Here is a 26,771-nt window from a genome sequence, read left to right as displayed (position 1 = left end):
CACTCCCGGCAACCGACAGATTCTTTCCTTCCCGCAACAACAGCATTGCATTAATGACAAAAGCCCCCGGCCATGGCGCAAGAAATAGTTTTGCGCGGGCTTGCAAGCCGCTTGCTCCCCCACCGGAAATCTGGCATTGTGCGCCTCCGCCAGATAGGACAGGATTACTGTCCCTTTTGGCCGGAGGGAAGCGGCCGGGGCTGGCCGGCTTCCCGCGCCGCGCCCGCGGCACCCCGTCGGATAGGGCTGAACGCATCCGACGGCTGATCGCAGGCGGCAGCGTGTGCTACAACAGGTCGCGGGATCCGCCGGCGCATTTTCCGGCGTATGACTGCGGCATGCGGGGCAGACGCCCTTGCCGGTGCGAAGCACCGAAACGGATTGCCGGCGGAAAGTCCCGCGAGGGGACGCGCACCGCCGGAACAGGCGGACCGAAAGGGCGGGTCCGCTTCACTGGTCAGCGTCAGGGCGAACGCCCGTTCGACGGACGAGCCGGGCTCCTCGATCGCGAGAGAGCGCGACCCGAACGGAGAAGGACGGTCCCGGCGCAGGATGAAAGAGGGCAGACATGAGCAAGACCGAAGCGATGATCGAGGCGCTGGACTTCGTGACCGAAACCGCGCCGGCCAAAGCGACGACTGCCCGCAAAACGCTGAACGAGCGACGCGAGGAAGCCGCACGCTCGGGCCTTTACAATCCCGCGCGCGAGCATGATGCCTGCGGCGTCGGCTTCGTCGCCCATCTCAAGGGCGTTCCCTCCCACCGCATCGTCTCCGACGGGTTGCAGGTGCTGGAAAACCTCACCCATCGCGGCGCGGTCGGTGCCGACCCGCTGATGGGCGACGGCGCCGGCATGCTGGTGCAGATCCCGCACGACTTCTTCGTCGCCGAGGCGAAGGATCTCGGCATCGACCTGCCCGAAAAGGGCCGCTACGGCGTCGGCTTCCTCTTCCTGCCGCAGGACCCGGCGCTGCGCCGCGTCTGCGAGGAGATCGTCGAGCGCGTCATCAACGCGGAAGGCCAGGCCTGCCTCGGCTGGCGCGACGTGCCGGTCGACAATTCCTCCCTGTCCAAGGCGCCCGACATCGCGGCGACCGAGCCCTGCTCGCGCCAGGTGTTCATCGCCTGCCGCGACTGCGAGACCGAGGACGATTTCGAGCGCCGCCTCTTCGTGCTGCGCAAGGTGATCTCCAACACCATCCGCGCCGAGACCGACGCCGTCACCAAGGGCTTCTACATCGTCTCCCTGTCGAGCCGGACGCTGGTCTACAAGGGCATGTTCCTGGCCTACCAGCTCGGCGCCTATTACGCCGACCTGAAGGACCCGCGCTTTACCTCGGCGCTGGCGCTCGTTCACCAGCGCTTCTCGACCAACACCTTCCCGTCCTGGGATCTCGCCCATCCCTACCGGATGGTCGCCCATAACGGCGAGATCAACACCCTGCGCGGCAACGTCAACTGGATGGCCGCCCGCCAGGCGAGCGTGTCCTCGCCGCTGTTCGGCGACGACATCTCCAAGCTGTGGCCGATCTCCTACGAGGGCCAGTCCGACACCGCCTGCTTCGACAACGCGCTCGAGTTCCTGGTGCGCGGCGGCTACTCGCTCGCCCATGCGGCGATGATGCTGATCCCCGAGGCCTGGGCCGGCAACCCGCTCATGGACGAGAACCTGCGGGCCTTCTACGAGTACCACGCCGCCCTGATGGAGCCGTGGGACGGCCCGGCCGCCGTCGCCTTCACCGACGGCCGCCAGATCGGCGCGACGCTCGACCGCAACGGCCTGCGTCCGGCCCGCTACGTGGTGACCGACGACGATTTCGTCATCATGTCCTCCGAGGTCGGCGTGCTGCCGGTGCCGGAAGAGAAGATCATCCGCAAGTGGCGCCTGCAGCCGGGCAAGATGCTCTTGATCGATCTCGAGGAAGGCCGGATCATTTCCGACGACGAGATCAAGCGCCAGCTGTCCACCGCCAACCCCTACAAGGACTGGCTGCACCGCACCCAGATCGTGCTGGAGGAGATGCCGGCGGTGCGCGGTCGTGCGCCGGTCGCGGCCGAGACCCTGCTCGACCGCCAGCAGGCCTTCGGCTACACCCAGGAAGACATCAAGCTCCTGATGCATCCGATGGCGACCGTCGGCCAGGAAGCCATCGGCTCGATGGGCACCGACACGCCGATCTCCGCGCTCTCGGACAAGCCGAAGCTGCTCTACACCTATTTCAAGCAGAACTTCGCCCAGGTCACCAACCCGCCGATCGACCCGATCCGCGAGGAGCTGGTGATGAGCCTCGTCTCCTTCATCGGACCGCGGCCGAACCTGTTCGACCTCAAGGGCCTGGCCACCTCCAAGCGTCTGGAGGTTCGCCAGCCGATCCTCACCAATGACGACCTGGAGAAGATCCGCACCATCGGCGACACCGCCGACAACCAGTTCTCGGCCAAGACGCTGGACATCACCTACGACGCGTCCAAGGGCGCGGGCGGCATGCGCGAGGCGCTCGACAACCTTTGCGCCAATGCCGAGAAGGCGGTGATCAACGGCTACAACATCGTCATCCTGTCCGACCGCCTGGTCAGCCGCGGCCGCATCGCCATTCCGGCGCTGCTGGCAACGGCCGCCGTGCACCATCACCTGATCCGCAAGGGCCTGCGCACCTCGGTCGGCCTGGTGGTGGAGACCGGCGAGGCGCGCGAGGTGCATCACTTCTGCGTGCTGGCCGGCTACGGCGCGGAGGCGATCAACCCCTATCTCGCCTTCGAGACGCTGCTGCAGCTCCATGCCGAGCTCGACTTCCCCGAAGAGGTCGATGCCGAGGAGGTCGTCTACCGCTACATCAAGTCGATCGACAAGGGCATCCTCAAGGTCATGTCCAAGATGGGCATCTCGACCTACCAGTCCTATTGCGGCGCCCAGATCTTCGACGCGGTCGGCCTGTCGACCGACTTCGTCAACGAGTATTTCTTCGGCACCGCCACGATGATCGAGGGCATCGGCCTTGCCGAGGTCGCCGAGGAGACCACCCGCCGCCATGCCGTCGCCTTCGCCGACGTGCCGGTGCTGCGCCGCTCGCTCGATGTCGGCGGCGAATACGCCTACCGGGTGCGCGGCGAGAACCACCTGTGGACCCCGGAAGGCGTCGCCTTCCTGCAGCACGCGGTGCGCTCCAACCTGCCCGACCAGTATCGCGAGTTCGCCCGCGAGACCAACGAGCACAACGGCCGCTTCACCATCCGCGGGCTGTTCCGGGTCAAGACCGCCGAGGATACCGGCCGCGCGCCGATCTCCATCGACGAGGTCGAGCCGGCGGCCGAGATCGTCAAGCGCTTCTCCACCGGCGCCATGTCCTTCGGCTCGATCTCGCGCGAGGCCCACTCGACGCTGGCCGTCGCCATGAACCGGATCGGCGGCAAGTCGAACACCGGCGAGGGCGGCGAGGAGCCGGAGCGCTACATGCCGCTGCCGGACGGGTCGCAGAACCCGATGCGCTCGGCGATCAAGCAGGTCGCCTCGGGCCGCTTCGGCGTGACCACCGACTACCTCGTCAACTCGGACATGATCCAGATCAAGGTGGCCCAGGGCGCCAAGCCCGGCGAGGGCGGCCAGCTGCCCGGCCACAAGGTCGACGCGGTGATCGCCAAGGTCCGTCATTCGACGCAAGGGGTGGGCCTGATCTCGCCGCCGCCGCACCACGACATCTATTCGATCGAGGATCTGGCGCAGCTGATCTACGATCTGAAGAACGTCAACCCGGCGGCCGACATCTCGGTCAAGCTGGTGTCGGAAGTCGGCGTCGGCACGGTTGCCGCCGGCGTCGCCAAGGCGCGCGCCGACCACATTACCGTGTCCGGCTATGACGGCGGCACGGGCGCCTCGCCCCTGACCTCGATCAAGCATGCCGGCAGCCCCTGGGAGATCGGCCTTGCCGAGACCCAGCAGACCCTGGTGCTGAACGGGCTGCGCTCGCGCATCGCCCTGCAGGTCGACGGCGGCCTGAAGACCGGGCGCGACGTCATCGTCGGCGCGCTGCTGGGGGCCGACGAGTTCGGCTTCTCGACCGCGCCGCTGATCGCCGCCGGCTGCATCATGATGCGCAAGTGCCACCTGAACACCTGCCCGGTCGGCATCGCCACCCAGGACCCGGTGCTGCGCAAGCGCTTCAAGGGCGCGCCGGAGCATGTGGTCAACTACTTCTTCTTCGTCGCCGAGGAAGTGCGCGAGATCATGGCCGCGATGGGCATCGCCCGTTTCGACGATCTCGTCGGCCGCACCGACCTGCTCGACCAGGAGAAGATGATCGACCACTGGAAGGCGCGCGGCCTCGATTTCTCGCGCATCTTCCACATGCCCGAGGCCCCGGCCGAGGCGAAGCGCTGGACCGAGCGCCAGAAGCATCCGATCGACGACGTTCTCGACCGCCGCCTGATCGCGGCCGCCGAGCCGGCGCTCGAGCGCAAGGAGCCTGTCGTGATCACCGAGACCATCGGCAATGTCGACCGCTCCGCCGGTGCGATGCTGTCGGGCGAGGTGGCAAAGCGCTACGGCCACAAGGGCCTGAAGAGCGGCACCATCGACGTGCGGCTGACCGGCACCGCCGGCCAGGCCTTCGGCGCCTTCCTGGCGCGCGGCATCGCCATGACGCTGGAGGGCGACGCCAACGACTATGTCGGCAAGGGCCTGGCGGGCGGCAAGCTCGTCATCCGGCCGAACCCGAAGAGCGCCGCCGATCCGGACTACTCGATCATCGCCGGCAACACCGTGCTCTACGGTGCGACCGAGGGCGAATGCTACATCCGCGGCATCGCCGGCGAGCGTTTCGCGGTCCGTAACTCCGGTGCCATCGCCGTCGTCGAGGGCGTGGGCGACCACGGCTGCGAATACATGACCGGCGGTGTCGTCGTCGTGCTCGGCTGGACGGGGCGCAACTTCGCCGCTGGCATGTCGGGCGGCGTGGCCTATGTGCTGGACGAGGACGGCTCGTTCCGTTCGCGCTGCAACCTGGCCATGGTCGACATCGAGCCGGTCCCGGAGGAGGACGACCTCCTGGAGAAGCTCCACCACCATGGCGGCGACATCGAGCACAAGGGCCGCGTCGACCTGTCCGCCGACATGACGCGGCACGACGACGAGCGGCTTCGCCAGATCATCTCCAACCACATCGCCCATACCGGCTCGGCCTGGGCGCAGGAGATCCTGGAGAAGTGGGACGAGTTCCGCCCGAAATTCGTGAAGGTGATGCCGGTCGAGTACCGCCGCGCCCTCAGGGAAATGGAAGAAAAGCGGCTCGGCCTGGTGGCGGCCGAGTAAGGGAGACGAGAGATCATGGGAAAAGTTACCGGTTTCCTGGAGATCGACCGGCAGGAACAGAAGTACCAGCCGGCCTCCGACCGCATCCGCCACTTCAAGGAGTTCACCCTGCCGCTCGAGGACAAGGAAGTCGAGCGGCAGGCGGCCCGTTGCATGGACTGCGGCGTGCCCTATTGCCATGGGCCCGTCGGCTGTCCGGTCAACAACCAGATCCCGGACTGGAACGATCTGGTCTATAACGGCGACTGGGAAGAGGCGGCGCGCAACCTGCACTCGACCAACAACTTCCCCGAGTTCACCGGCCGCATCTGCCCCGCCCCGTGCGAGGAAGCCTGCACGCTGAACCTCGAGGACGTGCCGGTCGCCATCAAGACCGTCGAACAGGCGATTGCCGACAAGGCCTGGGCCGAGGGGTGGATCCGCCCCGAGCCGGCGCCGTTCCGCACGGGCAAGACCGTCGCCATCGTCGGCGCCGGTCCCGCCGGCCTTGCCGCCGCCCAGCAGCTGGCCCGCGCCGGCCACACGGTGCATGTCTACGAGCGCGAGCCGCGCGCCGGCGGCCTGATGCGCTACGGCATTCCCGACTTCAAGATGGAAAAGCACTATATCGACCGCCGCGTCGAGCAGATGGAAGGCGAAGGCGTCGTCTTCCATTACGGGGCCAATGTCGGTGTCAACCTGACGGTCGACGAGCTCAAGCAGCGCCATGATGCCGTGCTGCTGACCGTGGGGGCCGAGCGCCCGCGCGATCCCGAGCTTCCCGGAATGGATCTTCAGGGCTGCATGTATGCCATGCCCTTCCTGGTCCAGCAGAACCGCCGCGTCGGCGGCGAGGACGTCTCGGCCGAGCCGCCCTACTGGGCCGGCGGCAAGCATGTCGTCGTCATCGGCGGCGGCGATACCGCCTCGGACTGCGTCGGCACCTCGTTCCGCCAGGGCGCCCTGTCGGTGACCCAGCTCGACATCCGCCAGCGTCCGCCGGAGAAGGAGGACAAGCTGACGGTCTGGCCGTACTGGCCGACCAAGATGCGCACCTCCTCCAGCCAAGCGGAAGGCGCCGACCGCGAGTTCGCGGCCGCCACCCTTGCCGTCGTCGGCGAGGACGGCCACGTCACCGGCGTCAAGTGCGCCCGCGTCGACGAGAAGCGCCGGCCGATCCCGGGCAGCGAGTTCATCCTGCGCGCCGAACTGGTACTGGTCGCCATCGGTTTTGCCGGGCCGATGGAGGGCACCTACCTTGCCGAGCTCGGCGACAGCATCGAGCGCGACGCACGCACCAACGTCAAGGCGAACACCCAGGACTACAAGACGTCCATCGACGGCGTCTTCGCCGCCGGCGACGTCCGCCGGGGCCAGTCGCTGGTGGTCTGGGCGATCCGCGAGGGCCGCCAGGCCGCGCGGGCCATCGACCTGCATCTGACGGGCAGCTCGAACCTGCCGCGCTGACCGGAGCGATTTGCGACGCTTGAGGCCGTTTAAGACGGCCTTTCGCAAAATCTCGCAAGATTTTGCAAAATCGTCTCAAAAAAAGATGAGCAATATCAAAGGGAAAGGCGCCGCTTGCGGCGCCTTTCTCAATTTCGCGAGGCCCGAAAACCGCACTTATCCCCGTCCGGCGTGCGCCCCGCCGCATCCCGCGCGATCCCTGGCGGCACCGCGCGGCGGAACGGTTATCCCCGTGACGGTCAGGCCGCGCGGATGCTCGACAGGAAGCCGCCGACCTGCTCGCGCAGCGCCTCGGAAAGGTGGGCAAGTTCCGAGCTCGCGCCGCGGATCTCGTCCGTCGCGGCCCGGGTCGAGCCGCTGGCACGGCCGAGCGCGTCCATGCTGGAGGCCACGTTCTCGGTGCTTTGCGTGGCGAACTCGACGCTCTGGCTGATCTCGCCGGTGGCCGACATCTGCTTCTGCACCGCCTGCAGGATCGTGTCGGAGATCGAGTGGATGCGCTCCACCGTGCCGGCGATGGAGCGGATCGCCCCGACCGCCTGCTCGGACACCTGCTGCACCGCCTCGACCTGCTGCGAGATATCCTCGGTCGCCCGCGAGGTCTGCCCCGCCAAGGTCTTGACTTCATTGGCGACGACGGCGAAGCCGCGGCCCATTTCCCCGGCCCGCGCCGCCTCGATCGTGGCGTTCAGCGCCAGCAGGTTGGTCTGGTCGGCGATCTGCTTGATGAGGTCGACCACCTCGCCGATGGCCCGTCCGCTCTCCGCCAGCCGGCCGACGATGGCGTCGGTCGAGCGCGATTCCTCCACCGCCGCCCGCGCCATTTCCGCCGCCTGCTCCATCTCCCGGCCGATCGACAGGATCGACTGGGTCATCTCGTCGGCCGCCTCCGCCGCCGTCGAGACCGAGCTGGAGGCCTGGATCGAGGAGCCCGAGGCGTCCTCGACAGCGCTTGCGGCCATGTCGACCGCCCCGTCGAGATCCTTGGTCAGATGCGCCACGCGCCCGGCCGCATCGCCGAGCCGGTGGACGACGCCCACCACCGTCTGTTCGAATTCCGCCGCCACCTGGTTCAGCGTCTCGCCGCGCTGGCGCGCCATGCGCTCCTGCTGCTCCAGCGCCTCGCGTGCGTCCTGCTCCGCCTTTTGCGAAAGCCGCACGCGGAAATCCGCCACCGAACGGGCGATGGCGCCGATCTCGTCGCGTCGTTCTGCGCCCGCCACCGTGATGCCGAAATCGCCGTTCGACAGCGCAATGAGCCCTTCCTGCAGCGCCTTCAGCGGCCGCCGCACCCCCATCGCCAGGACGAAAGCCAGCGCCAGGAAGGCGATGCCGACGGGCGTGCAGACCAGCGCGATCTCGATCATGTTGTCGAGGATCAGCCCGTCGAGCTTGGCGGTGGCGGCGGGGCCCAGAAACTCCTGCGCCTGCACCGGATCGCCCAGCGCCGACAGCAGCGAACGGCGGAACACGTAGAAGGCATAGCCCGTGCCGGCCATCATGATGAGCGCCGCGGTCGCGACCATGAGCAGGAAGCGGCCTGTCACGGTAAGGGACAAGAAGGCGGAGCGGGAAGATGCCATGTTCGGGACCTGGACTGCGTTGCGACGTCGTCAGGTTTCCCGAAAAACGTGAAAAATTAGGTAATTACGTAAATACACGGAGGGCGATGGCCCGTGGCGGCGGCCGCCGGTCAGGGCGCGGCGCTGCGGAAATCGTCGACGCGGCCGCTCTGCGGCGCAATCGGCGTGCCCTGCACGATCAGCTGGTATTGCGGCGTGTCGACCACCGGCGCGTTCTTGGCGTTCTCGCCGCCGGCCAGCACCGTTTCCGGCGCGCCCTGGCGCCCGGTCAGCACGATGAAATTGGGATCGTCCTCGACACCCTCGAAGGCGAAGGCCCCGGACGAGCCGAGGATGCGGGCAATCGAGCGCTCGGCGAAGAAAGCGATCTTGCGCCGGCCGTGCCAGGTGAAGCCGATACCGTCGGCCGAGCGCAGCTGCCGCCGCGTGCCTTCCACGTCCGGACCATAGGAAGTGTAGCCGCCGTTTTCGTCGAGGAACACGTCCCACACGTCCACATAGATGGCGTTGGCGGCGTCCGCGCGCTGCTTGGCGACCGTGTTGATATGGGCGAAATCGTTGCGCCGGGCGACGCCCTTGGGCGGCGGCAGGCCGACCCAGACGACCGGCGTGCGCTGCGCCCGCGCGGCCCCGACCAGATCGCCGATCCGCTGGCCGTAAAGGGTGTTCCACTCCCGGCTGCGGAACGGCGCAGTGCCGGTCTCCGTCGTGATGTCGCGCACGTCGAGCGAGCCGATCAGCACCACGACGGCCGCAACGCGCCGCCCCTGGATGATGCCGCGGATCCGGTCGCCAAGCGTTGCCGCGCCCGCGCCTGCAAGGCCGGCATCGGCGATGGACAGGCTGTCGACGCGCACCGACGGTACTTCCGAATAGGCCGCCTCCAGTCCCTCCGCCAGTTCGCCGGCCAGCCCGTCGCCGACCACCAGGACCACCCGCGCGTCGGCCTCCTTCGGCACCTCGACGACGACCGGCCGGACCGCCTCGCGCGAGGGCTGCAGTCGCTGCCGCGGCTCGCGCTCCTGGATGCGGGTGCGGCGCCGGCTGTTCTCGACGCCGAACAGACGCAGCAGCGGCGACAGCGGATGGAAGCTTGAATCGCGCGAATCTCCCGGCTGGACGATGGGCCGACCGTTCTGCGCCATCACCGAAACCGGACCGAAATCCGCGGTTCTGCCGGGTTGTAGATCCGGCAGCAGCAGGCAGAATGCCGTGACCAGCGCCACCAATGCGGCCAGCCGGAAACGACCGCGCGCCGAAGGGCGGACGGGCCTGTCTGAACAGCTCCCGGAGATGGACGCGAAGATCGTCATGGTATCGATTTTAAGGCCCTTGCAGCAGGAAGGGAACAGATTCCGTTTGGACGGCCGGAACTGCCCGCCTGTCGCGATCCTTCAAGACGGGCCTCGCCAGCCTTGCCATAGCAGGCCTCCACCCGTTTTTCGGAGAAGAACATGATCTTCAGATACACGATCCTCTATGTCGACGACGTCCCGGCGACGATGGATTTCTACGAGCGCGCCTTCGCGCTGACCCGCGGTTTCCTGCATGACAGCGGGGATTACGGCGAACTGGCGACCGGCGAGACCCGCCTTGCCTTTTCCTCCAGGTCCCTGATGCGCCAGCTCGGCAAGACGCCGGCCGCTGCCGATGCGAAGGCGCCGGTCTTCGAGCTGGCCTTCGAGACCGACGACGTGGACTCGGCCCTGGAGCGGGCGCTGACGGCCGGCGCCACGCTGCTGCAGGACGCCCGCCGCGAGGAATGGGGACAGACCACCGCTTATGTCGGCGATCCCAACGGCTACCTGGTGGAAATCTGCTCGCCGGTCCAGTTGCCGAGCGCCGGCTGACAGGCGAGGCCCAGCAGGCCCGCGTTGCGGCGCAGCCGCTCCGGGCTCGTCCCGAACCAGCGGACGAATTCCCGCGTCATGTGCGCCTGGTCGGCAAAGCCGCATTCCGCCGCGATCTCCGCCAGCGCGGCGGCACCGGACAGCCGCCCGGCCGCCCTGCGTGCCCGCCCCAGCAGGCGCCAGTGATCGGGCGGCGGCAGGTGCCTGTCCCGGAACCGCCGTTGCAGCGAGCGCGGCGACACGCCGAGGCCGCTTGCGACCGAGGCAAGGCTTTCGCCCGGCCCGGCCAGAAGACGGATCGCGGCACTGACGTCGCCGTCTTCGCCCTGCGGATCACTGAGCGCATTGCCGAGGATCTCCGTCGTCCCCTCGCCCGGGCCCTGCACCGCCTTGCGGCCAATTTCCGCGAGAACCTGCGGCGAAACACTGGCGCCCGGCCTCAGGCGAAAGCCCTCGATCAGCGTTCCGGCCGCCAGCTCGGCGATGCGCGGGCGAAGGTCGAACTCGGTCAGGACGACCCGAGGCGCTGCACCCGCCGGGCGCAGCACCAGCACGTCGCGGCAGCCGTCCGGCAGCACCGGCGCCCGTTCGGGCGCCGTCGCCAGATGCCGCCAGGCGAAGAAGGCGGCCCCGTCCCTCACCGGCTCAGCGTCCGCTGCGGATATGTTCCAGCAGCGCCACCGAGGCATAGCCGTCCGGGATCAGGCCGGCCGCCGTCTGATAGGCCCGGATGCCGCGCCGGGTTGCCGGACCGACCTGTCCGTCCGCCGTGCCGACGGAAAAGCCGCGCCGGTTGAGCAGCGTCTGCAGTTCCTCCGCCTGCGGCTTCGACAGCGGCAGGGCATCGCGCTGCCACTGGCGGGCGAACGGTCCGCCGCCGCGGATCCGGTCGGCAAGATGGCCGACGGCCAGCGCATAGGCGGTCGCGTTGTTGTAGCGCTTGATGACGAAGAAGTTCTTCAGCATCAGGAAGGCGGGACCCGACGCCCCGGCCGGCAGCACCAGCTCGGCATTGTCGGACGGGCGCGGGAAGTTGCGTCCGCCGGGCCGGCGCACCCCGATCCGCGACCAGTCGGCGAGCGTGCGGTCGGTATCGGCCAGCGTATAGTCGAAGCCGCGCGGCAGCTCGACCTCGTAACCCCAGGTCTTGCCGCCCTGCCAGCCGTGTTTTTTCAGGTAGTTGGCGGTGGAGGCGAGCGCATCGGGAATGTTGGTCCAGATGTCGCGCCGGCCGTCGCCGTCATAGTCGGCCGCATACTGCTTCCAGCTGGAGGGCATGAACTGGGTATGGCCCATGGCGCCGGCCCAGGAGCCTTCCATCCGGTCGGGCGAGACATGGCCGGCATCGAGAATCTGCAGCGCCGTCACCAGCTCGCGCTGCCAGAACTCGCGCCGGCGCGGCGCGGCATAGGCCAGCGTCGCCAGCGCCCGCACCACATAGTGCTTGCCCATGAAGTTGCCGTAGTTGGTCTCCATGCCCCAGATCGCCACGACCGCGTGGCGCTCGACGCCGTAACGGCTCTCGATCACCGCCAGCTCGCGGGCATAGGTCTCCAGCATCTGGCGGCCGTTCTCGACGCGCGTATCGGAGACGGCGCTGTCCAGGTATTCCCAGATCGGCTTCACGAATTCCGACTGCCGGTTCATGAGCCGGATCGTGTCCTCGTCCGGGGTCATGCCCTGGAACGCCCGGCGATAAGTCGCCTGCGACACGCCGGCCGACCGCGCCGTCGACCAGAATCCCTCGACCCAGCGGGTAAAGCCGGCATCGGCCATCGCCGCGCCGGCCGGCAGGCATAGCGTCAGGGCAAGTCCGAGCGCACCGGCCAGCCGCCGCGCGGTACGGGCCGGCCCCCTTGCATGGCTCTGAAACAAAAACATCGACACTCCTGATCGTCTCCCGGTGGAACGGCCTGCTTGCGGTGTGCAGACCCGGTTCCCTCGCCCCCCGACGCCCCGGATTTCCGGACCGGACCGACAGGCCGGCCGCACCGCCCCTGTCGGCAAGTATGCCTCAGTGGCGGAATCTCAACCCCGCCTCGATCGTGTTCGAATCGTAGCTCGATCCCGCATTGCTCGAGATGAAGCGGCGGAATGTGTAACGGCCCTGCAGCGCCACGTTGGACGTCAGCGCCCAGGTCAGCGCGGTGGTTGCCCGCGCTTCCTGCTCGGTGAGCACGAGGCCGGTATAGTCGCGCCAGGTGTAGCCGACGCCGACCTCGCCGCTCAGCGCATCGCTGAAGCCGTGCGCCAGCCGCAGGTCGCCCGAATAGGCGGCCGAACCCGGCGTTCCGGCCAGCGAGGACGGCGCGAAGCTGGTATTGGCCAGTGCCGTCACCGTGGTCAGCCGGGTCGGCGACCAGACGAGCGAACCGTCCACCGTCATGCCCTCCAGCCGCGCCAGGCGGGCGTCGTCCAGCGTCTCGCTGCGCCAGCCGACGGCGATATCGCCGGAGATCTTGCCGCCATTGTCGAAGGCAAGACCCGCTCTTAGGCCATAACCGGAGGAATCGCGGTCCTCGCACAGCGCCAGGTTGGTACAGGCATCCGTATAACGGCGGGCCAGCAGGCTCGCCTCGGCAAAGGGCGTCACCGTCGCGCCGGTATTGCCGTCGACGCGCAAGGTCGCGGTGAACAGCGCATTGTCGCGGTCGCGATTGGCCGCCGCCCCGCCCGCGCCCTGGTAATAGGTCGCATCCACCTCGCCGCGCAGCTCCGCACCGACGAGGCCGAGGTCCCGGCGCAGCGCCAGTCCACCGCCGAGCGTGTGGATTTCCTGGTCGCCGCCGGCCGATTCGGCCGTGCCACGGTCCTGCATCGACAGGCCGTAACTGCCCGAGATGTCGATCTCGCTGCGCTCGCCGACTTCCAGCCGCAGCAAGGCATCGCTCGACACGTTGGGATCGGCCTCCAGGGTGCTGTCGGGATAGCCGGTATAGCTGCCGCGGAAATTGATGCCGAGGCTGTGGCGCGACCAGTCGGACTGTACCCTGAGGCTCGGCGCGATGCGATAGGTCGCGCCGCTGTCGCCGTTGGCATCGCCCGCCCGGTTGTCCGACCAGCCGAGGCCGGTAAACAGTTCCGGATAGAGCAGGAAGGAGCCGACGCGCATGCCGCGCGGCTCGTCCCGCGTCGTGTCGCCGGCATAGGCGGTGTTGGCGATGCGCCCGCCGCCGGCCAGCGCCGAGCGCCTCTGCACCGCGCGCAGCCGCTCGGAAAACGGCTGGACCGGCTCGGCGCGTCCGGTGGTCGCCAGCGCCTGCGGCTCCTCGCCCGCGCCCGGGCCGATCTCGGAAATCGTGCCGCGGGTGCCGGCGCGCCCTTGCGCGGAAACGCCGTCCTCGCGGCCCAGCGGGTCGACGCTGTCCTCCGCCTCGCCGTCGAAACCGGCATCGGTGGACGCGCCCAGCGGCGCGGAGCCGAACAGCGAACCCGAGCCGGGCGCCGAACCGGAGCCCGACCCGAAACCGGTGTCCTGCGCCTGGACGCGCGCAGCCATGGGCAGCTGCGCGGAAAGCAGCGCCACTACGGCAAGAGCGGAAAGGGCGGTCCGTGTCATTCTCGATCCAGAAGCGACATGCGGCCGGGCTGCGGCCTACTTTGGCCACGATAATGGTCTGTTAAGGTTAACGGAGCGTTGAGCACGCCGTGCCGGCGCTTCGTCCGCCGCCCTTGCGAAAGCCCCCGGCTGAGGGGTAAGACGGGCGCAATCGAACATCGACACGGCCGGATCCGCTTCATGACCGCACCCTTAGCCCTCGACGCCTCCCCCGCCAGCGCCGGCCAGGACGCCTGTGCCTCCGCCCTGCGGACGATCGAGACCGAGGCGGCGGGGCTGGCGACGCTGAAGGCGGCACTCGGCAACGGCCTGTCGGAGCCCTTCGCCCGCGCGGTCGCGACCATCGCCGCCGCCCGCGGCCGGGTGATCGTCACCGGTATCGGCAAGAGCGGCCATGTCGGCGCCAAGATCGCCGCAACGCTCGCCTCCACCGGCACGCCGGCCTCCTTCGTCCATGCGACGGAAGCGAGCCACGGCGATCTCGGCATGATCACCGACAACGACGTGGTGCTGGCGCTGTCCTGGTCCGGAGAGACGCAGGAACTGGCCGCGACCATCGCCTATACGCGCCGTTTCAAGGTGCCGCTGGTCGCCATCACCTCGCGCGCCGAAAGCGCGCTGGGAACGGCCGCCGACATCGTGCTGGCGCTGCCCAAGGTCGAGGAGGCCTGCCCGCACGGCCTGGCGCCGACCACCTCCACCATCCTGCAGATGGCGACGGGCGATGCGCTCGCCATTGCGCTTCTGGAAGCGCGTGGCTTCACCGCCCAGGATTTCAAGGTCTATCACCCCGGCGGCCGGCTCGGCGCCAGCCTGCTGCACGCCCGCGACGTGATGCATGGCGGCGAGAAACTCCCCCTCGCGACGCCGGCGACGACCATGCGCGACGCCATCGTGCTGATCACCCAGAAGGGCTTCGGCGTGCTCGGCATCGTCGACGAGGCCGGACTGCTGGTCGGCATCATCACCGACGGCGACCTTCGCCGTCATCTCAGCCACGATTTCCTCGACAAGACCGCCGGCGACGTCATGACCCGCGCGCCGAAGACGATCCCCGGCGACATGCTGCTGGCCTCGGCGATGGAGTTCCTCAACCGGACCTCGATCACCGCCGTCTTCATCGTCGAGGACGGCCGCCCGGTCGGCATCATCCACCTGCACGATCTGCTGCGGCACGGTGTCGCCTGAGGCATTCTTGATGCCAAGCAGCGCCCGTCCTCGCGATTTTTTCCGATTGCGCAGCGAATTTCCCGTTATCCCTTTAGGGATTGATTAGCCACGCCCTGCCTATGATCGCCTCCAGGTCCACGACCGGACCACAGGTTTGTTCGGAGAATGGCACGGCATGGATCTCGGTTCGATCATCGGCATCATTGCGGCATTTGCGGTCGTCCTCGTCGCCATTTTCATCGGCGGCAATGTCACGCAATTCATCGACATGCCTTCGATTTTGATCGTCATTGGCGGTGCGTCCGCGGCAACCCTGGTGCGCTTTCCCCTGGCCGGCATCGGCAGCGCATTCGTAACCGGCGGCAAGGTCGCCTTCACCCACAAGAAATCCAATCCGCGCGACCTGATCGAGGAGATCAGCAGCCTTGCCGACATCGTCCGTAAATCCGGACCGCTGGGACTTGAGAATGTCGAGGTGAGCGATCCGACTCTGGCCAAGGGCGTGCAATACATCGCCGACGGGTACGAGGGCGAGTTCATCAAGGACGCCATGGAGCGCGACCGCGACCTCTATCTCGACCGGTTGCAGGAAGGACGCAAGATCTTCAAGGCGCTCGGCGATTCCGCGCCCGCCTTCGGCATGATCGGCACCCTGGTCGGCCTGGTGCAGATGCTCGCGACCATGGACGACCCCTCGACCATCGGCCCGTCGATGGCCATCGCGCTGCTGACGACGCTCTACGGCGCGTTGATCGCCAACGTCGTCTGCCTGCCGCTGGTCGACAAGCTCGATTCGAAATTCGAGACGGAAGAGGTCAACCAGACCCTGGTGATCGACGGCATCCTGCAGATCCGCGAGAACAAGAGCCCGGCCCTGATCCGCGACATGCTGATCGCCTACCTGCCGGAAAAGGCCCGCGCCGAGTTCGCGGAAGCCGCCTGATCCACGGCACGACACCTCACGCGACGGAGACCGGTGCATCATGGCCAGAAAGAAAAACGCAAGCGGCGGCGCCCCGGAATGGCTGGTCACCTTCGCCGACCTGATGTCCCTGCTCGTGTGCTTCTTCGTGCTGATCATCTCCTTCTCGATCCAGGACAAGCAGAAGCTGCAGATCGTCGCCGGCTCGATGCGCGAGGCCTTCGGCGTCAAGGAAACCTCCCGGCGCACCGGCATCATCGAGGTCGAGGGCATCCCGGTCCGCGACTATATGAAAGACGTCAGTCAGGTTCCCGAAGAAGTGGATTCCGACTTTTCGCAGGAACGCCACGAGCAGCGCCTGAAGCAGGGCCCGGAAGCCAACACCCACGACGTGCGCGAGTCGGACATCGAGCATCCGCGCCAGTTCGCCACCGCCGCGGCCTCCCTGCGCCAAGCCTGGCAGGAAATGCCCGACATCACCGAGATCTCCTCCAACATCATCCTGGAGGAGACCGAGGAGGGCCTGAACATCAGCCTCGTCGACCAGGACGGCCGCTCGATGTTCCCGGAAGGCTCGAAATATCCGTACGAGCTGACCCGCCGGCTGCTGGCGAAGATGGCCCCGGTCATCGGCCGGATGCCGAACCGCATCCAGATCACCGGCCACACCACGTCGGGCGGCATCGCGATCAATCCAAGCTACACCAACTGGGAACTTTCGGCCGACCGCGCGAATGCCGCACGCCAGATCCTAACCGAATACGGTGTGCCCGCCGACCGGTTCTACGGCGTCGTCGGCAAGTCCGACAGCGAGCCGTTGTTCCCCAACGATCCCTATCTCGCCGCCAACCGGCGCATCGGCATCCTATTGATGCGCGAGGAACCGCCGATCCCGCTCGGCCACAATCCCTAAGGCTAGGGCCGGCCGGCGGCAGGAAGGCGCAACCGAACACGACGAAGGGCCGGGAATTCCCGGCCCTTTCGCATTGCTTGCACTTGTTGTGACAAGTCGTTGAGGCACGCTTGCCGGTCAGCCCTCGACGGGCGCGACCACCAGCGTGCTTCCGTCGACCCCGACCACGCGGATGCGCGTGCCGGCCGGACAGTCGAGCCCGCTCACCCGCCAGACGCTGTCGTCGACCCGGACCGAGCCCTGCCCGCCCGAGATCGGCGCGGCCAGCACGAATTCGCGGCCCACCATGCGCGCACCGCGTTGGTTGAGCCCGGCCTCCTCGCCCTCGGTGCCCTGCCGGCGCATATAGATACGCCCGACGACGACGGCGACGACCGACAGCAATCCGAACAGCACGATCTCGAGCTGCCACGGCATTTCGACGAGGATCGCCAGTGTGCCGACGACGATGGCCGCGAGCCCGAACCACAGAAAGAACGTTCCCGGCGCCAGAACCTCGAGGCCGAGCAAGAGCAGACCGCCGATCCACCAGATCCATGGGCCCAACTCCATGACCAGACGCTCGAGCATGATCATCCCCGCGGCTCGCTGCCGTCGCGCGAAGGCCCGCTGGTCGTGGGCACGCTGCCGCGCGTGCGCGACGATGAGCGGTCAGTGCCGAAGGCCTCCTTGGCGATCTCGGCGATGCCCGAAAGCGAGCCGAGGACGGCCGTGGTCTCGGTCGGCAGGATCAGGAGCTTCTGGTTGGGCGAACGGGCGAACTGGCCGAGCGCCTCCACATACTTGTTGGCAACGAAATAGTTGATGGCCTGCATGTCGCCGGCAGCGATCGCCTCGCTGACCATGCGGGTGGCGTTGGCCTCGGCCTCGGCGGAGCGTTCCCGCGCCTCCGCGTCGCGGAACGCGGCCTCGCGCCGGCCTTCCGCCTCCAGGATCAGCGACTGCTTCTCGCCTTCCGCCTGCAGGATCTCCGAGGCCCGCTTGCCCTCCGCCTCCAGAATCGAGGCGCGCTTTTCGCGCTCCGCCTTCATCTGCCGGCCCATCGCCTCGACGAGGTCGCGCGGCGGGTTGATGTCCTTGATCTCGATGCGGGTCATCTTGATGCCCCAAGGCGAGGCCGCCGCGTCCACCACCCGCAGCAGGCGGGCGTTGATCTCGTCGCGGTTGGACAGCAGTTCGTCCAGGTCCATCGAGCCCATGACCGAGCGGATGTTGGTCATGGTCAGGTTAAGGATCGCGTTTTCCAGGCCCGAGACCTCGTAGGCCGCGCGCGCCGCGTCCAGCACCTGGTAGAAGGTGACGCCGTCGGCGCTCACCGTGGCATTGTCGCGGGTGATCACTTCTTGCGTCGGGACGTCGAGCACCTGCTCCATCATGTTGATCTGATGGCCGATGCGGTCGACGAAGGGGACGATGATGTTGAGGCCCGGGGTCAGCGTCTTGCGATACCGGCCGAAGCGCTCGACGGTGTAGTTGTAGCCCTGCGGCACAGTCTTGACGCCTGCCAGGACCACAAGGACCAGCAGGACGAGCAGCACCAGCACGAGGATATCGAAACCGAAAAGGCCTTCGAGCATCTTGCGTCACCTTCACCAGGGCCGCACTGCCGTGCGGCGGAACGGATTGCAGGCCGGTCGCGCGCAACCGGACGGCCCGCCGTTACATGTACCCGGCGGGCCCCGATCTGCAAGCGCAAGCGTCATGCGATGGTGAAGAAGACCGCTGCGAACGGCTCAGATCCAGCCGGAAAGCTCCCGCTGCACCAGGGTCCGGATCACGTTCATGCCGTCGTCGCTGTCGTTGAGACACGGGATATGCGCGAAATTGTCGCCGCCGTTCTCGTGGAAGATCTCCCCGGCCTCGCCGGCGATTTCCTCCAGCGTTTCCAGGCAGTCCGCGACGAAACCCGGATTCATCACCGCGATGCTGCGGGTGCCGGCCTTGGCCATCGCCTCCACGGTCTTGTCCGTGTAGGGCTGCAGCCACTCCTCGGGACCGAAGCGCGACTGGAAGGTGATCTTCAGCTTGTCCTCCGACCAGCCGAGCCGCTCGCGCAGCAGCCGCGTCGTCTTGTGGCAGTGGCAGTGATAGGGATCGCCCTTGCGGAAATAGGATTGCGGGATGCCGTGATAGGAGGCGATCACCGTCTCCGGCTCGAAGTCGAGGCCGGCAAGCGTCTTCTCGATCGAACTGGCCAGCGCGTCGATATAGACCGGGTCATCGTGATAGGGCGGCACGGTCCGCAGCGCCGGCTGCCAGCGCAGCTTCAACAGCTCGCGGAACACCACGTCGTTGACGGTCGCCGTGGTCGAGGCCGAGTATTGCGGATAGAGCGGGAAGACCAGCAGGCGGTCGCAACCCTGCTCCCGCAACTTCGTCAGCCGGTCCGGGATCGACGGCTGGCCATAGCGCATCGCCCAGTCGACCACGATGCGCTCGTCGACGCCGGCCATGGCGGCGGCTAGCTTTTCCGACTGCGAACGGGTGATCGTGCGCAATGGCGATTCGTCGAGTTCCCGGTTCCAGATCTCCTCGTAGGCCTTGCCGGATTTCTTCGGCCGGGTGTTGAGAACGATGCCGAAGAGGATCGGGTACCACAGCGCCTTCGGCCACTCGATCACGCGCTTGTCCGTCAGGAACTCCTTCAGGTAGCGGCGCATGGAGCGGAAATCGGTGCCGTCGGGCGTGCCCAGATTGACGATGAGCACGCCGATCTTGCCCGCCTTGACGCCGGGATGGCCACCCGGCAGCTGCACCTTGCCCATCTGGCGACGTCTCGTTTCCCGCTCGCTGTCGTCCATCACGCTCATGCTGTCCATCTGGCTCCCGATCACATTCCGGCCCGGCTGAGCGGCACATAAGGCGCAAAAGCCGGATGGTCCATATCCTAGATGTTTCTACGCAGGCCTTGCCGGGAAGGTTCATCCGCGAGCGCGACAGGCTGACGCAGCCAAACAATCGCTTCAGCCGCATGCCGCGTTAACGGTCCTTTCAAAACAGATCGTCAAAATTGTCGATAATACCAAGGCTTGACCATGGCTCCCGGTTGCGGGAATCGCCTGCAAGCCGTCTACCGGGAAGAAATGCCGTGAAGAACGAGAAGGTCCTTCTCATCGAGGACAGCGCATTCACGCGCCGGCTGTTGCGCGGCATGCTGAAGGATCTCGGTTTCCAGGCGGTCACCGAAGCGTCCGATGGCCTGGAGGCCGAAAAGCTCCTGAAACTGCACCGTTTCGACGCCATGCTGATCGACTGGCGCATGCCGCGGCAGGACGGCGCCGAGTTCCTGGCACGACTGCGCGCGCACGACAATCCGGTCACCGCCGCAACGCCGGCGATCATCATCAGCGCGCATGTCGACCTGGCACTCCTGCAGAAGGCGGCAACGCTCGGCGCCCAGTCGGTGGTCGTGAAGCCGTTTTCGCTGCAGGTCCTGAAGTCGCATATCGACGCCGCCCTCGCTCGGCCGATCGACCACGCGGCGCCCGACGCCAGAGTCGACATGCGGCCGTTTGCCCAACCCGAGCCCGTTGCCGGCCCCGAGCCGAAGCCCGCCCCGGAAAACGGTGCCTACGAGGTCGTCTACCTCTAGAAGTGGGTTAGGCGAGAAGGTCAGGCCCGATCACTCGCCGCGATAGCGCTCGGCGACGCGGAACCAGAACTCGACGATGGTGTGCAGCACCTCGCTCATGCCGGCCAGGCTGTCGGCCTTGGTGACGACGGCATTGGCGCCTGCCGCATAGGCCCGGCGGATGGTCACCGGATCGTCGGCGGTGGTGAAGACACAGACCGGCACCGCGCTGAGCCGGGCATGCTGGCGCAACTTGGCCAGAAACTCGGTTCCCGTCATCACCGGCAGGTTGAGGTCGAGCAGAATGAGATCCGGCGCGGGAGACCCGGCCGCGACCGCCCGGTTGAGATGGTCGAGCGCCTCGGCACCGTCCGAGGCGACTTCGAGACGCACCGGCACGCTGGAGGTTCTCAGCGACTGGCGGATGATGGTCACGTCGTCCGGATCGTCCTCGACCAGCAACACGAAAGCGCTGTCGGCAGCCTTTTCCGCTTCATCCTGCATGGTATCGCTCGCACCTGAGGCCGTCCGCCGGCCATCGCCATCGGGTCCCGTGCAACCGGGATCCTCTTGCATAGGCCAGGGCGTTGCAACTGCGCAAGGGGCGAGGACGACGGCACCGCCTGGAGAGGCCGTCTCCGGGGCGCCTTCAGGCCTCGTAGTTGCGCTCGTCGGCGATCACCTTGCCGTCGTTCGGCAGGGCACCGGGCAACACGCGCTCGACCCGGCCGGAAAGCTTGGTCACCTCCCGCAAGGTGGCGGAAATCGCCTGATCGAGCCCGTCGCCATGGGCCTCGGCCTCATAGGCAAGGCGCATGACATCCTGCTCCGCCTGACGCTCGACGATCAGCCGGGCACGGGTGATTTCCGGGTGCCGGCCGAGCAGTTCCGAAATCTGCCTGGGGTCGACGAACATGCCCTTGATCTTGGTGCGCTGATCGGCCCGGCCCATCCAGCCCTTGAGCCGCATGTTGGTGCGCCCGCAGGCAGAACGCCCCGGCAGCACGGCGGATAGGTCGCCCGTACCGAAGCGAATGAGCGGATAGGCGCGGTTGAAGTTGGTGACCACGACCTCGCCGACCTCGCCCTCCGGCACCGGCACATCGGAGCCCGGACGCACGATCTCGACGATCACGCCCTCGTTGACGACCATGCCCTGGTCGGCCGCCGCCTCGTAGGCGATGACGCCGGCATCGGCGGTCGCATAGGCTTGCAGCACCTCGATGCCGCGCTCGCGATATTCCGCCCGCAGGCTGGGGAACAGCGCGCCGCCGGACACCAGGCCCCGCTGCAGCGAGGAGGCGTCGCGGCCGAGCTCGGCCGCCTTGTCGAGCAGGATCTTCAGGTAGTCGGGCGTGCCGGCATAGCCGGTGGGGCGCAGGGTAGCGATCGCCTCGACCTGCATCTCCGTATTGCCGACGCCGGCGGGAAATACCGCACAGCCGAGCGCCCGCGCGCCGTGATCGAGAATGAAGCCGCCCGGCGTCAGGTGATAGGACAGGGCGTTGTGGACGATATCGCCGGCACGGAATCCGGCAGCGAAGAAGGCGCGCGCAGCCGACCAGGGATCGACCTCGCCGCCCTGCGGTTCCCAGATCGGACCGGGCGACATGAAGATCCGCCCCATGGCAGATAGCGGCGCCGTCGCGAACCCGCCGAAGGGCGGCGTCTGCGCCTGCGCTGCCATCAGGTCCGGCTTGCGCAGCACCGGCAGGTGGGCGAGCGCTGCCCGGTCGACGAGCGAGGCCGGGTCGCATCCCTCGAGGTGGCGGGCCCAGCCGGGCGCCTTCGCCATTGCATCGGCCACATGGCCGGGAAGCCGCGCGAAGAGGTCGGCGTCCCGTTCGCCCGGTTCGCGGGTCTCCAGGGTGTCGAAATGCTCTGCGCTCATGACGCGCTCCTCGTGAACTCTGGGCAGGGCGAAAGGATGGACCTTCCGCGTCTCCGTCGCCGGGTTCCCTGCCCCGCGCCGGCCTGCTGCTGTGGCTGGACGCTGTGCCGGCTCAGGCGAGCCAGCGCTTGCGGCGCTTGTAGTGCTTCACATTCCGGAACGACTTACGCCCCTCGCCGCCGACGCCGAGGTAGAATTCCTTGACGTCCTCGTTCTCGCGCAGCGCCTTGGCGGTACCGTCCAGCACGATGCGTCCCGACTCCATGATGTAGCCGTAGGTGGCGTAGCGCAGGGCGACGTTGGTGTTCTGCTCCGCAAGCAGGAAGGACACGCCCTCCTTCTCGTTGAGCTCCTTGACGATCTCGAAGATCTCCTCGACCAGTTGCGGGGCAAGGCCCATCGACGGCTCGTCGAGCAGGATCATGTTCGGCTTGCTCATCAACGCACGGCCGATGGCGCACATCTGCTGCTCGCCGCCCGAAGTGTAGCCGGCCTGGCTGCCGCGCCGCTCGCGCAGGCGCGGGAAATAGGCATAGACCTTTTCGAGACTGGCCTTGACGGCCGCATCGCCGTCGCGCCGGGTGAAGGCGCCGGTCAGAAGGTTCTCCTCGATGGTCAGGTGGCCGAAGCAGTGGCGGCCTTCCATGACCTGGATGCAGCCGCGGCGCACCAGGTCGCTCGGCGACAGCGCCTGCACCTGCTCGCCCTTGAAGACGATGTTGCCCTTGGTCACGTCGCCGCGCTCTGCCTGCAGAAGGCTCGACACCGCTTTCAGCGTCGTGGTCTTGCCGGCGCCGTTGGCGCCCAGCAGGGCGACGATGCCGCCTTCCGGCACGGTCAGCGAAACGCCCTTCAGCACCAGGATGACGTGATTGTAGATCACCTCGATGTTGTTCACCGCGAGGATGGTCGAAGCGGACGTCTCGGTCTGCCGTGCATTGGCGTCCATGTCAGTCTTCCGGCGCTAGGCGTTGGGCGGGCCGGCCCGGGCGGATAGGGCGCGGGCCGGCGGGTCTGATACCGGTCCGCAGCCATGCCGCGGACCGAAGTTTTCTCGAAGACGGCCTGGCTCAGTTGGCCGGGCAGGCATCCTCACGCGTCGGCCACGGGGCGTTCGACGTCGCGTAGTCTTTCGAGGCCTGCATCAGGATGGGCGTGACCTCTTCGGTCATCGGCGAGAACCAGTCGGTCGCCGGGGTCCACTTCTCGCCATCCCATTCCTGGATGAACAGCGAATGGTGACCGGAGTGGTTGGCGCAGGTGATCTCGATCGGCGCGATCATCCCCTTCAGGCCGATGGCCTCCAGGCGTGCCTCGTCGATCTTCAGGTTCTCCAGGCCGACGCGCATGTCCTCGGCGTTGATCACCTTCTTGCCGGTCATCTCCTGGGCGATGCGGATCGCTTCGACCATGTAGACCGCATTGACGACGCCGCGGTTGTAGAGGTTCTCGCCCACGGTGTTTGCCGGGGTATGCGACTTGCCCGCATCCACGACCAGCTTCTTGATGTCCTGCAGCGCCGGATAGTCGGCACCCACATTGTTGAAGCTGACGGACTTGTAGCCCTTGGCGCCCGCGCCGCCGGCCCGTGCGTCCTCGTCGCCGCCGGCCCACCACACGCCGATGAACTTCGACATGTCGAAGCGGTTCTTCACCGCTTCCTTGACGGCGGTCGGGTTCATGGCGCCCCAGCCCCACATCACGACATAGTCGGGACGGTCGCGGCGGATGGACAGCCACTGCGAGGACTGGTTCTGCATCTCCTTGCCCGGGACCGGGTACTGGAGCACCTCGAAGCCGTACTTCTGGGCGAGGTTGTCGAGCAGCGGGATCGGTTCGCGGCCGTAGCCGGCATCAAGGAAGATGTAGCCGATCTTCTTGCCCTTGAGGCCTTCCATGCCCCCTTCCTGGTCGCCGATATACTTGATGATAGCCGACAGGCCGTCCCAGTACGTGTCCGGCGGATTGAACACCCACGGGAAGGTGTTGCCGTCGGCCGCCGCGGACAGGCCATAGGCCATCGACAGGACCGGGATCTTGTCCACCGACGACTTGGGGATCACCTGCAGGGTGATGCCCGTCGACCACGGATTGAACACCAGCGTGTTCTTCGCCTTGGCCTGCTCGTAGCACTCCACGCCCTTCTGCGTGTCGTAGCCGGTCTCGCACTCGTCGAAGGCGATCTTGACGCCGTTCACGCCGCCGTCGCGCTCGTTGATCATCGCCAGGTAGTCGGACATGCCGTTGGCGATGTGGATGCCCGAGCCGGCATAGGGGCCGGTCCGGTAGGTAGGCAGCTGGATGTAGACGGAGTCCTCGGCGAGAGCCGGGGCGGCGAAGGACGCCGCCAGGCCCACCAGGACCGATCCCGCCAGGAGAGTTCTCATTCGCATGTCTTTCCTCCCGTTCGTGCCCCTTGTGGGGCCTTGCCAATGGAGCCTCGCCATTTGGACCGGGTCCGGCTCGCGCCCCGATGGCATGCCTGAGGGTGGGCCCCTCCTGCGCGGATCCTCCCCGATCACGCGTAAGGGAACGGCCAAACCCTGAGCTTCTCCTTGCCGATCGCCCACAGCCGGGCCAGCCCGTGCGGTTCGACGATCAGGAAGAAGATGATGAGCGCGCCGATGACCATCTGCGCGACCTGGAAAACCGTCTCGGCGGCGACATCGACACCCAGAGCCGGCAGGCCGACGCGCAGCAGGATCGGAAGGATCCAGATGAACGCCGCGCCGAAGAACGAGCCCACCAGCGAGCCGAGGCCGCCGATGATCGCCATGAACAGCACCTGGAACGACAGGGTGATCGAGAACACCGCCGGCTCCGAGGCGCCGAGATAGAAGAACACGAACATCGCGCCGGCGACGCCGCAGACATAGGACGACACGGCGAAGGCCGAGAGCTTGGCGATGAGCGGGCGCACGCCCATCAGCTCGGCGGCGATGTCCATGTCGCGGATCATCATCCACTGCCGGCCGACGCGGCCGCGGATCAGGTTCTTGATGAGCAGGGTCATCACCACGACGATGGCCAGGACCACGTAGTAGCGGGCTGTGCCGCTGGCCGCCGGGCCGGTAATCAGCGTGCCGAAGACTTCACGCCCGGGCACCTCGATCGCGCCGGACGAATTGTAGTTGTACAGCCACGGGATGCGGATGAAGCACCACTCGAGGAAGAACTGCGCCGCGAGCGTCGTCACGGCAAGGTAAAGGCCCTTGATGCGCAACGACGGCAGGCCGAAGACCACGCCCGCGGCCGCGGCGAAGGTACCCGACAGCAGGATGTGGACGATGACGTTCACCTCCGGGAAAATCGTCACAAGCTTGTAGCAGCTGTAGGCGCCCACTCCCATGAAGGCGCCGGTGCCCAGCGACAGCTGGCCGGCATAGCCTGTCAGGATGTTGAGACCGATCGTGGCGAGCGCCAGGACCAGGAAGGGAATGGCGATGGCCGAGAGCATGAACTCGCTCGCCGCCAGCGGCAGCAGGAGGGCGATCACGAGAATGACGGCAATGCCGATACGATCCTGGCGGATCGGGAAGATCTGCTGGTCGGCGGCATAGCTCGTCTTGTACTGGCCGGCTTCACGATAGAACATGGCTGGCTCCTCAAATCCGCTCGATGATCTTTTCGCCGAACAGGCCCTGCGGACGGAACAGCAGGAAGATCAGCGCGATGACATAGGCAAGCCAGCTTTCGATGCCGCCTCCCACGAGGCTGCCCCAGTAGATCTCTCCGATCTTTTCGCCGATGCCGATGATCAGCCCGCCGATGATGGCGCCGGGGATGGAGGTGAAGCCGCCAAGGATCAGCACGGGCAGCGCCTTGAGCGCCACGATCTCAAGCGCGAAGGAAACGTCCGAGCGCGCTCCCCACATGATGCCGGTGGCCAGCGCGACGATGCCGGCAGCGAACCAGACGATCGCCCAGATCTGGTTGAGCGAGATGCCCACCGACAGGGCCGCCGTGTGGTCGTCGGCGACAGCGCGCAGGGCGCGGCCGATGCGGGTACGGTTGAAGAACACTGCAAGGCCGCCGACCATCAGCAGCGCGATGACCGCCGCTGCGATGTCGATATGCTGCAATATCACGAGCCCGCGCTCGCCCATCTCGAAGGCCGTCGATCCCGTGGGCAGTCCGAGTTCGGAGGTGATCATCTGCTTCGGCTCGCCGCCGAAGATCACCTCGCCGAGGCCGATCAGGAAATAGGTCATACCGATGGTCGCCATCAGCAGGATGATGTCCGGCTGGCCGACCAGCGGCCGCATGACGAATTTCTCGATGCACACGGCGAGGATCGCCATGATGCCGATTGCCAGGATCAGGGCCAGCCAGGCCGGCACCCCCTTCTCGTGCAGGCCGACCAGCGACAGGCCGGCGAACACGACCATGATGCCTTGCGCGAAGTTGAAGACGCCCGAGGCCTTGTAGATCAGCACGAAACCGAGCGCGATCAGGGCGTAGAGCACGCCGGCGACGAAACCTTCCCAGACCACCTGGATCAGGAAGTCCGGTGCGTCGACCATCTGCACGAAGGGGTCGATGAGGATGTTGTAGAGCATGT

The 26,771-nt window shown here is 67.0% G+C and carries 21 protein-coding genes; 7 read left to right on the top strand and 14 right to left on the bottom strand.

The genetic code is table 11. The features are described 5' to 3' along the window. The first annotated feature begins 586 nt into the window (after nt 1-586). Together gltB and MNI96_RS03875 are read left to right on the top strand one after the other, a co-directional pair. Entirely contained in the window at nt 587-5,305 is a 4,719-nt protein-coding gene (gene gltB, locus MNI96_RS03880; protein WP_502960305.1) for a glutamate synthase large subunit, read from the top strand. Nucleotides 5,306-5,320: 15 nt separating this feature from the next. Beyond that, the gene (locus MNI96_RS03875; protein WP_249690573.1) at nt 5,321-6,751 is read left to right on the top strand and encodes a glutamate synthase subunit beta; all 1,431 of its coding nucleotides are present in this window, start codon (nt 5,321-5,323) and stop codon (nt 6,749-6,751) included. A gap of 239 nt (nt 6,752-6,990) precedes the next feature. On the opposite strand, the gene MNI96_RS03870 is transcribed toward MNI96_RS03875, so the two are convergent. Together MNI96_RS03870 and MNI96_RS03865 are read right to left on the bottom strand one after the other, a co-directional pair. Next, nucleotides 6,991-8,334 carry a methyl-accepting chemotaxis protein gene (locus MNI96_RS03870; protein ID WP_249690571.1) on the bottom strand — a complete coding sequence of 448 codons (1,344 nt, stop codon included), beginning with the start codon at nt 8,332-8,334 and terminating at the stop codon, nt 6,991-6,993. 110 nt (nt 8,335-8,444) lie between these two features. Beyond that, nucleotides 8,445-9,647, bottom strand: a complete 1,203-nt coding sequence (locus MNI96_RS03865) for an SGNH/GDSL hydrolase family protein (protein WP_249690569.1) — start codon at nt 9,645-9,647, stop codon at nt 8,445-8,447. Between the two features lie 141 nt (nt 9,648-9,788). On the opposite strand from MNI96_RS03865, the gene MNI96_RS03860 reads away from it, so the two are divergent. After that, nucleotides 9,789-10,184 (top strand): VOC family protein, encoded by a 396-nt coding sequence (locus MNI96_RS03860; RefSeq protein ID WP_249690567.1) that lies wholly within the window; start codon nt 9,789-9,791, stop codon nt 10,182-10,184. Here MNI96_RS03860 and MNI96_RS03855 read toward each other — a convergent pair. From MNI96_RS03855 to MNI96_RS03845, 3 genes are all read right to left on the bottom strand, one after another. After that, nucleotides 10,136-10,825 carry an AraC family transcriptional regulator gene (locus tag MNI96_RS03855; RefSeq protein ID WP_249690566.1) on the bottom strand — a complete coding sequence of 230 codons (690 nt, stop codon included), beginning with the start codon at nt 10,823-10,825 and terminating at the stop codon, nt 10,136-10,138. The genes MNI96_RS03860 and MNI96_RS03855 overlap by 49 nt on opposite strands. 4 nt (nt 10,826-10,829) lie before the next feature. After that, nucleotides 10,830-12,065 carry a lytic murein transglycosylase gene (locus MNI96_RS03850; RefSeq protein ID WP_249690565.1) on the bottom strand — a complete coding sequence of 412 codons (1,236 nt, stop codon included), beginning with the start codon at nt 12,063-12,065 and terminating at the stop codon, nt 10,830-10,832. Between the two features lie 133 nt (nt 12,066-12,198). Continuing rightward, nucleotides 12,199-13,743, bottom strand: a complete 1,545-nt coding sequence (locus MNI96_RS03845) for an outer membrane beta-barrel protein (protein WP_249690563.1) — start codon at nt 13,741-13,743, stop codon at nt 12,199-12,201. Between the two features lie 180 nt (nt 13,744-13,923). Between MNI96_RS03845 and MNI96_RS03840 the strand changes: the two genes are divergently transcribed. The 3 genes from MNI96_RS03840 to MNI96_RS03830 all read left to right on the top strand — a co-directional run bounded on the left by MNI96_RS03840 (nt 13,924) and on the right by MNI96_RS03830 (nt 16,748). After that, complete coding sequence (locus tag MNI96_RS03840) at nt 13,924-14,931, top strand: KpsF/GutQ family sugar-phosphate isomerase (RefSeq protein WP_249690561.1); 1,008 nt, start codon at nt 13,924-13,926, stop codon at nt 14,929-14,931. A 157-nt stretch (nt 14,932-15,088) separates the two neighbouring features. Further along, nucleotides 15,089-15,856: a motility protein A gene (locus MNI96_RS03835; RefSeq protein ID WP_249690559.1), complete on the top strand. Its 768-nt coding sequence runs from the start codon at nt 15,089-15,091 to the stop codon at nt 15,854-15,856. 40 nt (nt 15,857-15,896) lie between these two features. Further along, complete coding sequence (locus MNI96_RS03830) at nt 15,897-16,748, top strand: OmpA/MotB family protein (RefSeq protein WP_249690557.1); 852 nt, start codon at nt 15,897-15,899, stop codon at nt 16,746-16,748. Between the two features lie 117 nt (nt 16,749-16,865). Here MNI96_RS03830 and MNI96_RS03825 read toward each other — a convergent pair whose 3' ends face one another. The 3 genes from MNI96_RS03825 to hemH form a co-directional block, all read right to left on the bottom strand. After that, nucleotides 16,866-17,318: an NfeD family protein gene (locus tag MNI96_RS03825; RefSeq protein WP_249690555.1), complete on the bottom strand. Its 453-nt coding sequence runs from the start codon at nt 17,316-17,318 to the stop codon at nt 16,866-16,868. Nucleotides 17,319-17,320: 2 nt separating this feature from the next. Then, nucleotides 17,321-18,325, bottom strand: a complete 1,005-nt coding sequence (locus tag MNI96_RS03820; protein ID WP_249690553.1) for an SPFH domain-containing protein — start codon at nt 18,323-18,325, stop codon at nt 17,321-17,323. Between the two features lie 156 nt (nt 18,326-18,481). Next, entirely contained in the window at nt 18,482-19,558 is a 1,077-nt protein-coding gene (gene hemH / locus MNI96_RS03815) for a ferrochelatase (RefSeq protein ID WP_249691350.1), read from the bottom strand. A gap of 278 nt (nt 19,559-19,836) precedes the next feature. Here hemH and MNI96_RS03810 point away from each other — a divergent pair, with 278 nt between their 5' ends. Further along, entirely contained in the window at nt 19,837-20,340 is a 504-nt protein-coding gene (locus MNI96_RS03810; RefSeq protein ID WP_249690551.1) for a response regulator, read from the top strand. Nucleotides 20,341-20,370: 30 nt separating this feature from the next. On the opposite strand, the gene MNI96_RS03805 is transcribed toward MNI96_RS03810, so the two are convergent. From MNI96_RS03805 to MNI96_RS03780, 6 genes are all read right to left on the bottom strand, one after another. Further along, complete coding sequence (locus MNI96_RS03805; RefSeq protein ID WP_249690549.1) at nt 20,371-20,823, bottom strand: response regulator; 453 nt, start codon at nt 20,821-20,823, stop codon at nt 20,371-20,373. A 145-nt stretch (nt 20,824-20,968) separates the two neighbouring features. Continuing rightward, nucleotides 20,969-22,210, bottom strand: a complete 1,242-nt coding sequence (locus tag MNI96_RS03800) for a phenylacetate--CoA ligase family protein (RefSeq protein ID WP_249690547.1) — start codon at nt 22,208-22,210, stop codon at nt 20,969-20,971. A 112-nt stretch (nt 22,211-22,322) separates the two neighbouring features. After that, on the bottom strand, nt 22,323-23,159 hold the full coding sequence (locus MNI96_RS03795) for an ABC transporter ATP-binding protein (protein ID WP_249690545.1): 837 nt from the start codon (nt 23,157-23,159) through the stop codon (nt 22,323-22,325). Between the two features lie 121 nt (nt 23,160-23,280). Then, nucleotides 23,281-24,603 (bottom strand): ABC transporter substrate-binding protein, encoded by a 1,323-nt coding sequence (locus MNI96_RS03790; RefSeq protein ID WP_249690544.1) that lies wholly within the window; start codon nt 24,601-24,603, stop codon nt 23,281-23,283. 125 nt (nt 24,604-24,728) lie between these two features. After that, on the bottom strand, nt 24,729-25,805 hold the full coding sequence (locus MNI96_RS03785; RefSeq protein ID WP_249690542.1) for a branched-chain amino acid ABC transporter permease: 1,077 nt from the start codon (nt 25,803-25,805) through the stop codon (nt 24,729-24,731). Nucleotides 25,806-25,815: 10 nt separating this feature from the next. After that, nucleotides 25,816-26,769: a branched-chain amino acid ABC transporter permease gene (locus tag MNI96_RS03780; protein ID WP_249690540.1), complete on the bottom strand. Its 954-nt coding sequence runs from the start codon at nt 26,767-26,769 to the stop codon at nt 25,816-25,818. Nucleotides 26,770-26,771 lie beyond the last annotated feature (2 nt).

Source organism: Stappia sp. WLB 29, assembly GCF_023507705.1.
Lineage (GTDB): Bacteria > Pseudomonadota > Alphaproteobacteria > Rhizobiales > Stappiaceae > Stappia.
This window is presented reverse-complemented; position numbering and strand designations above follow the sequence as displayed.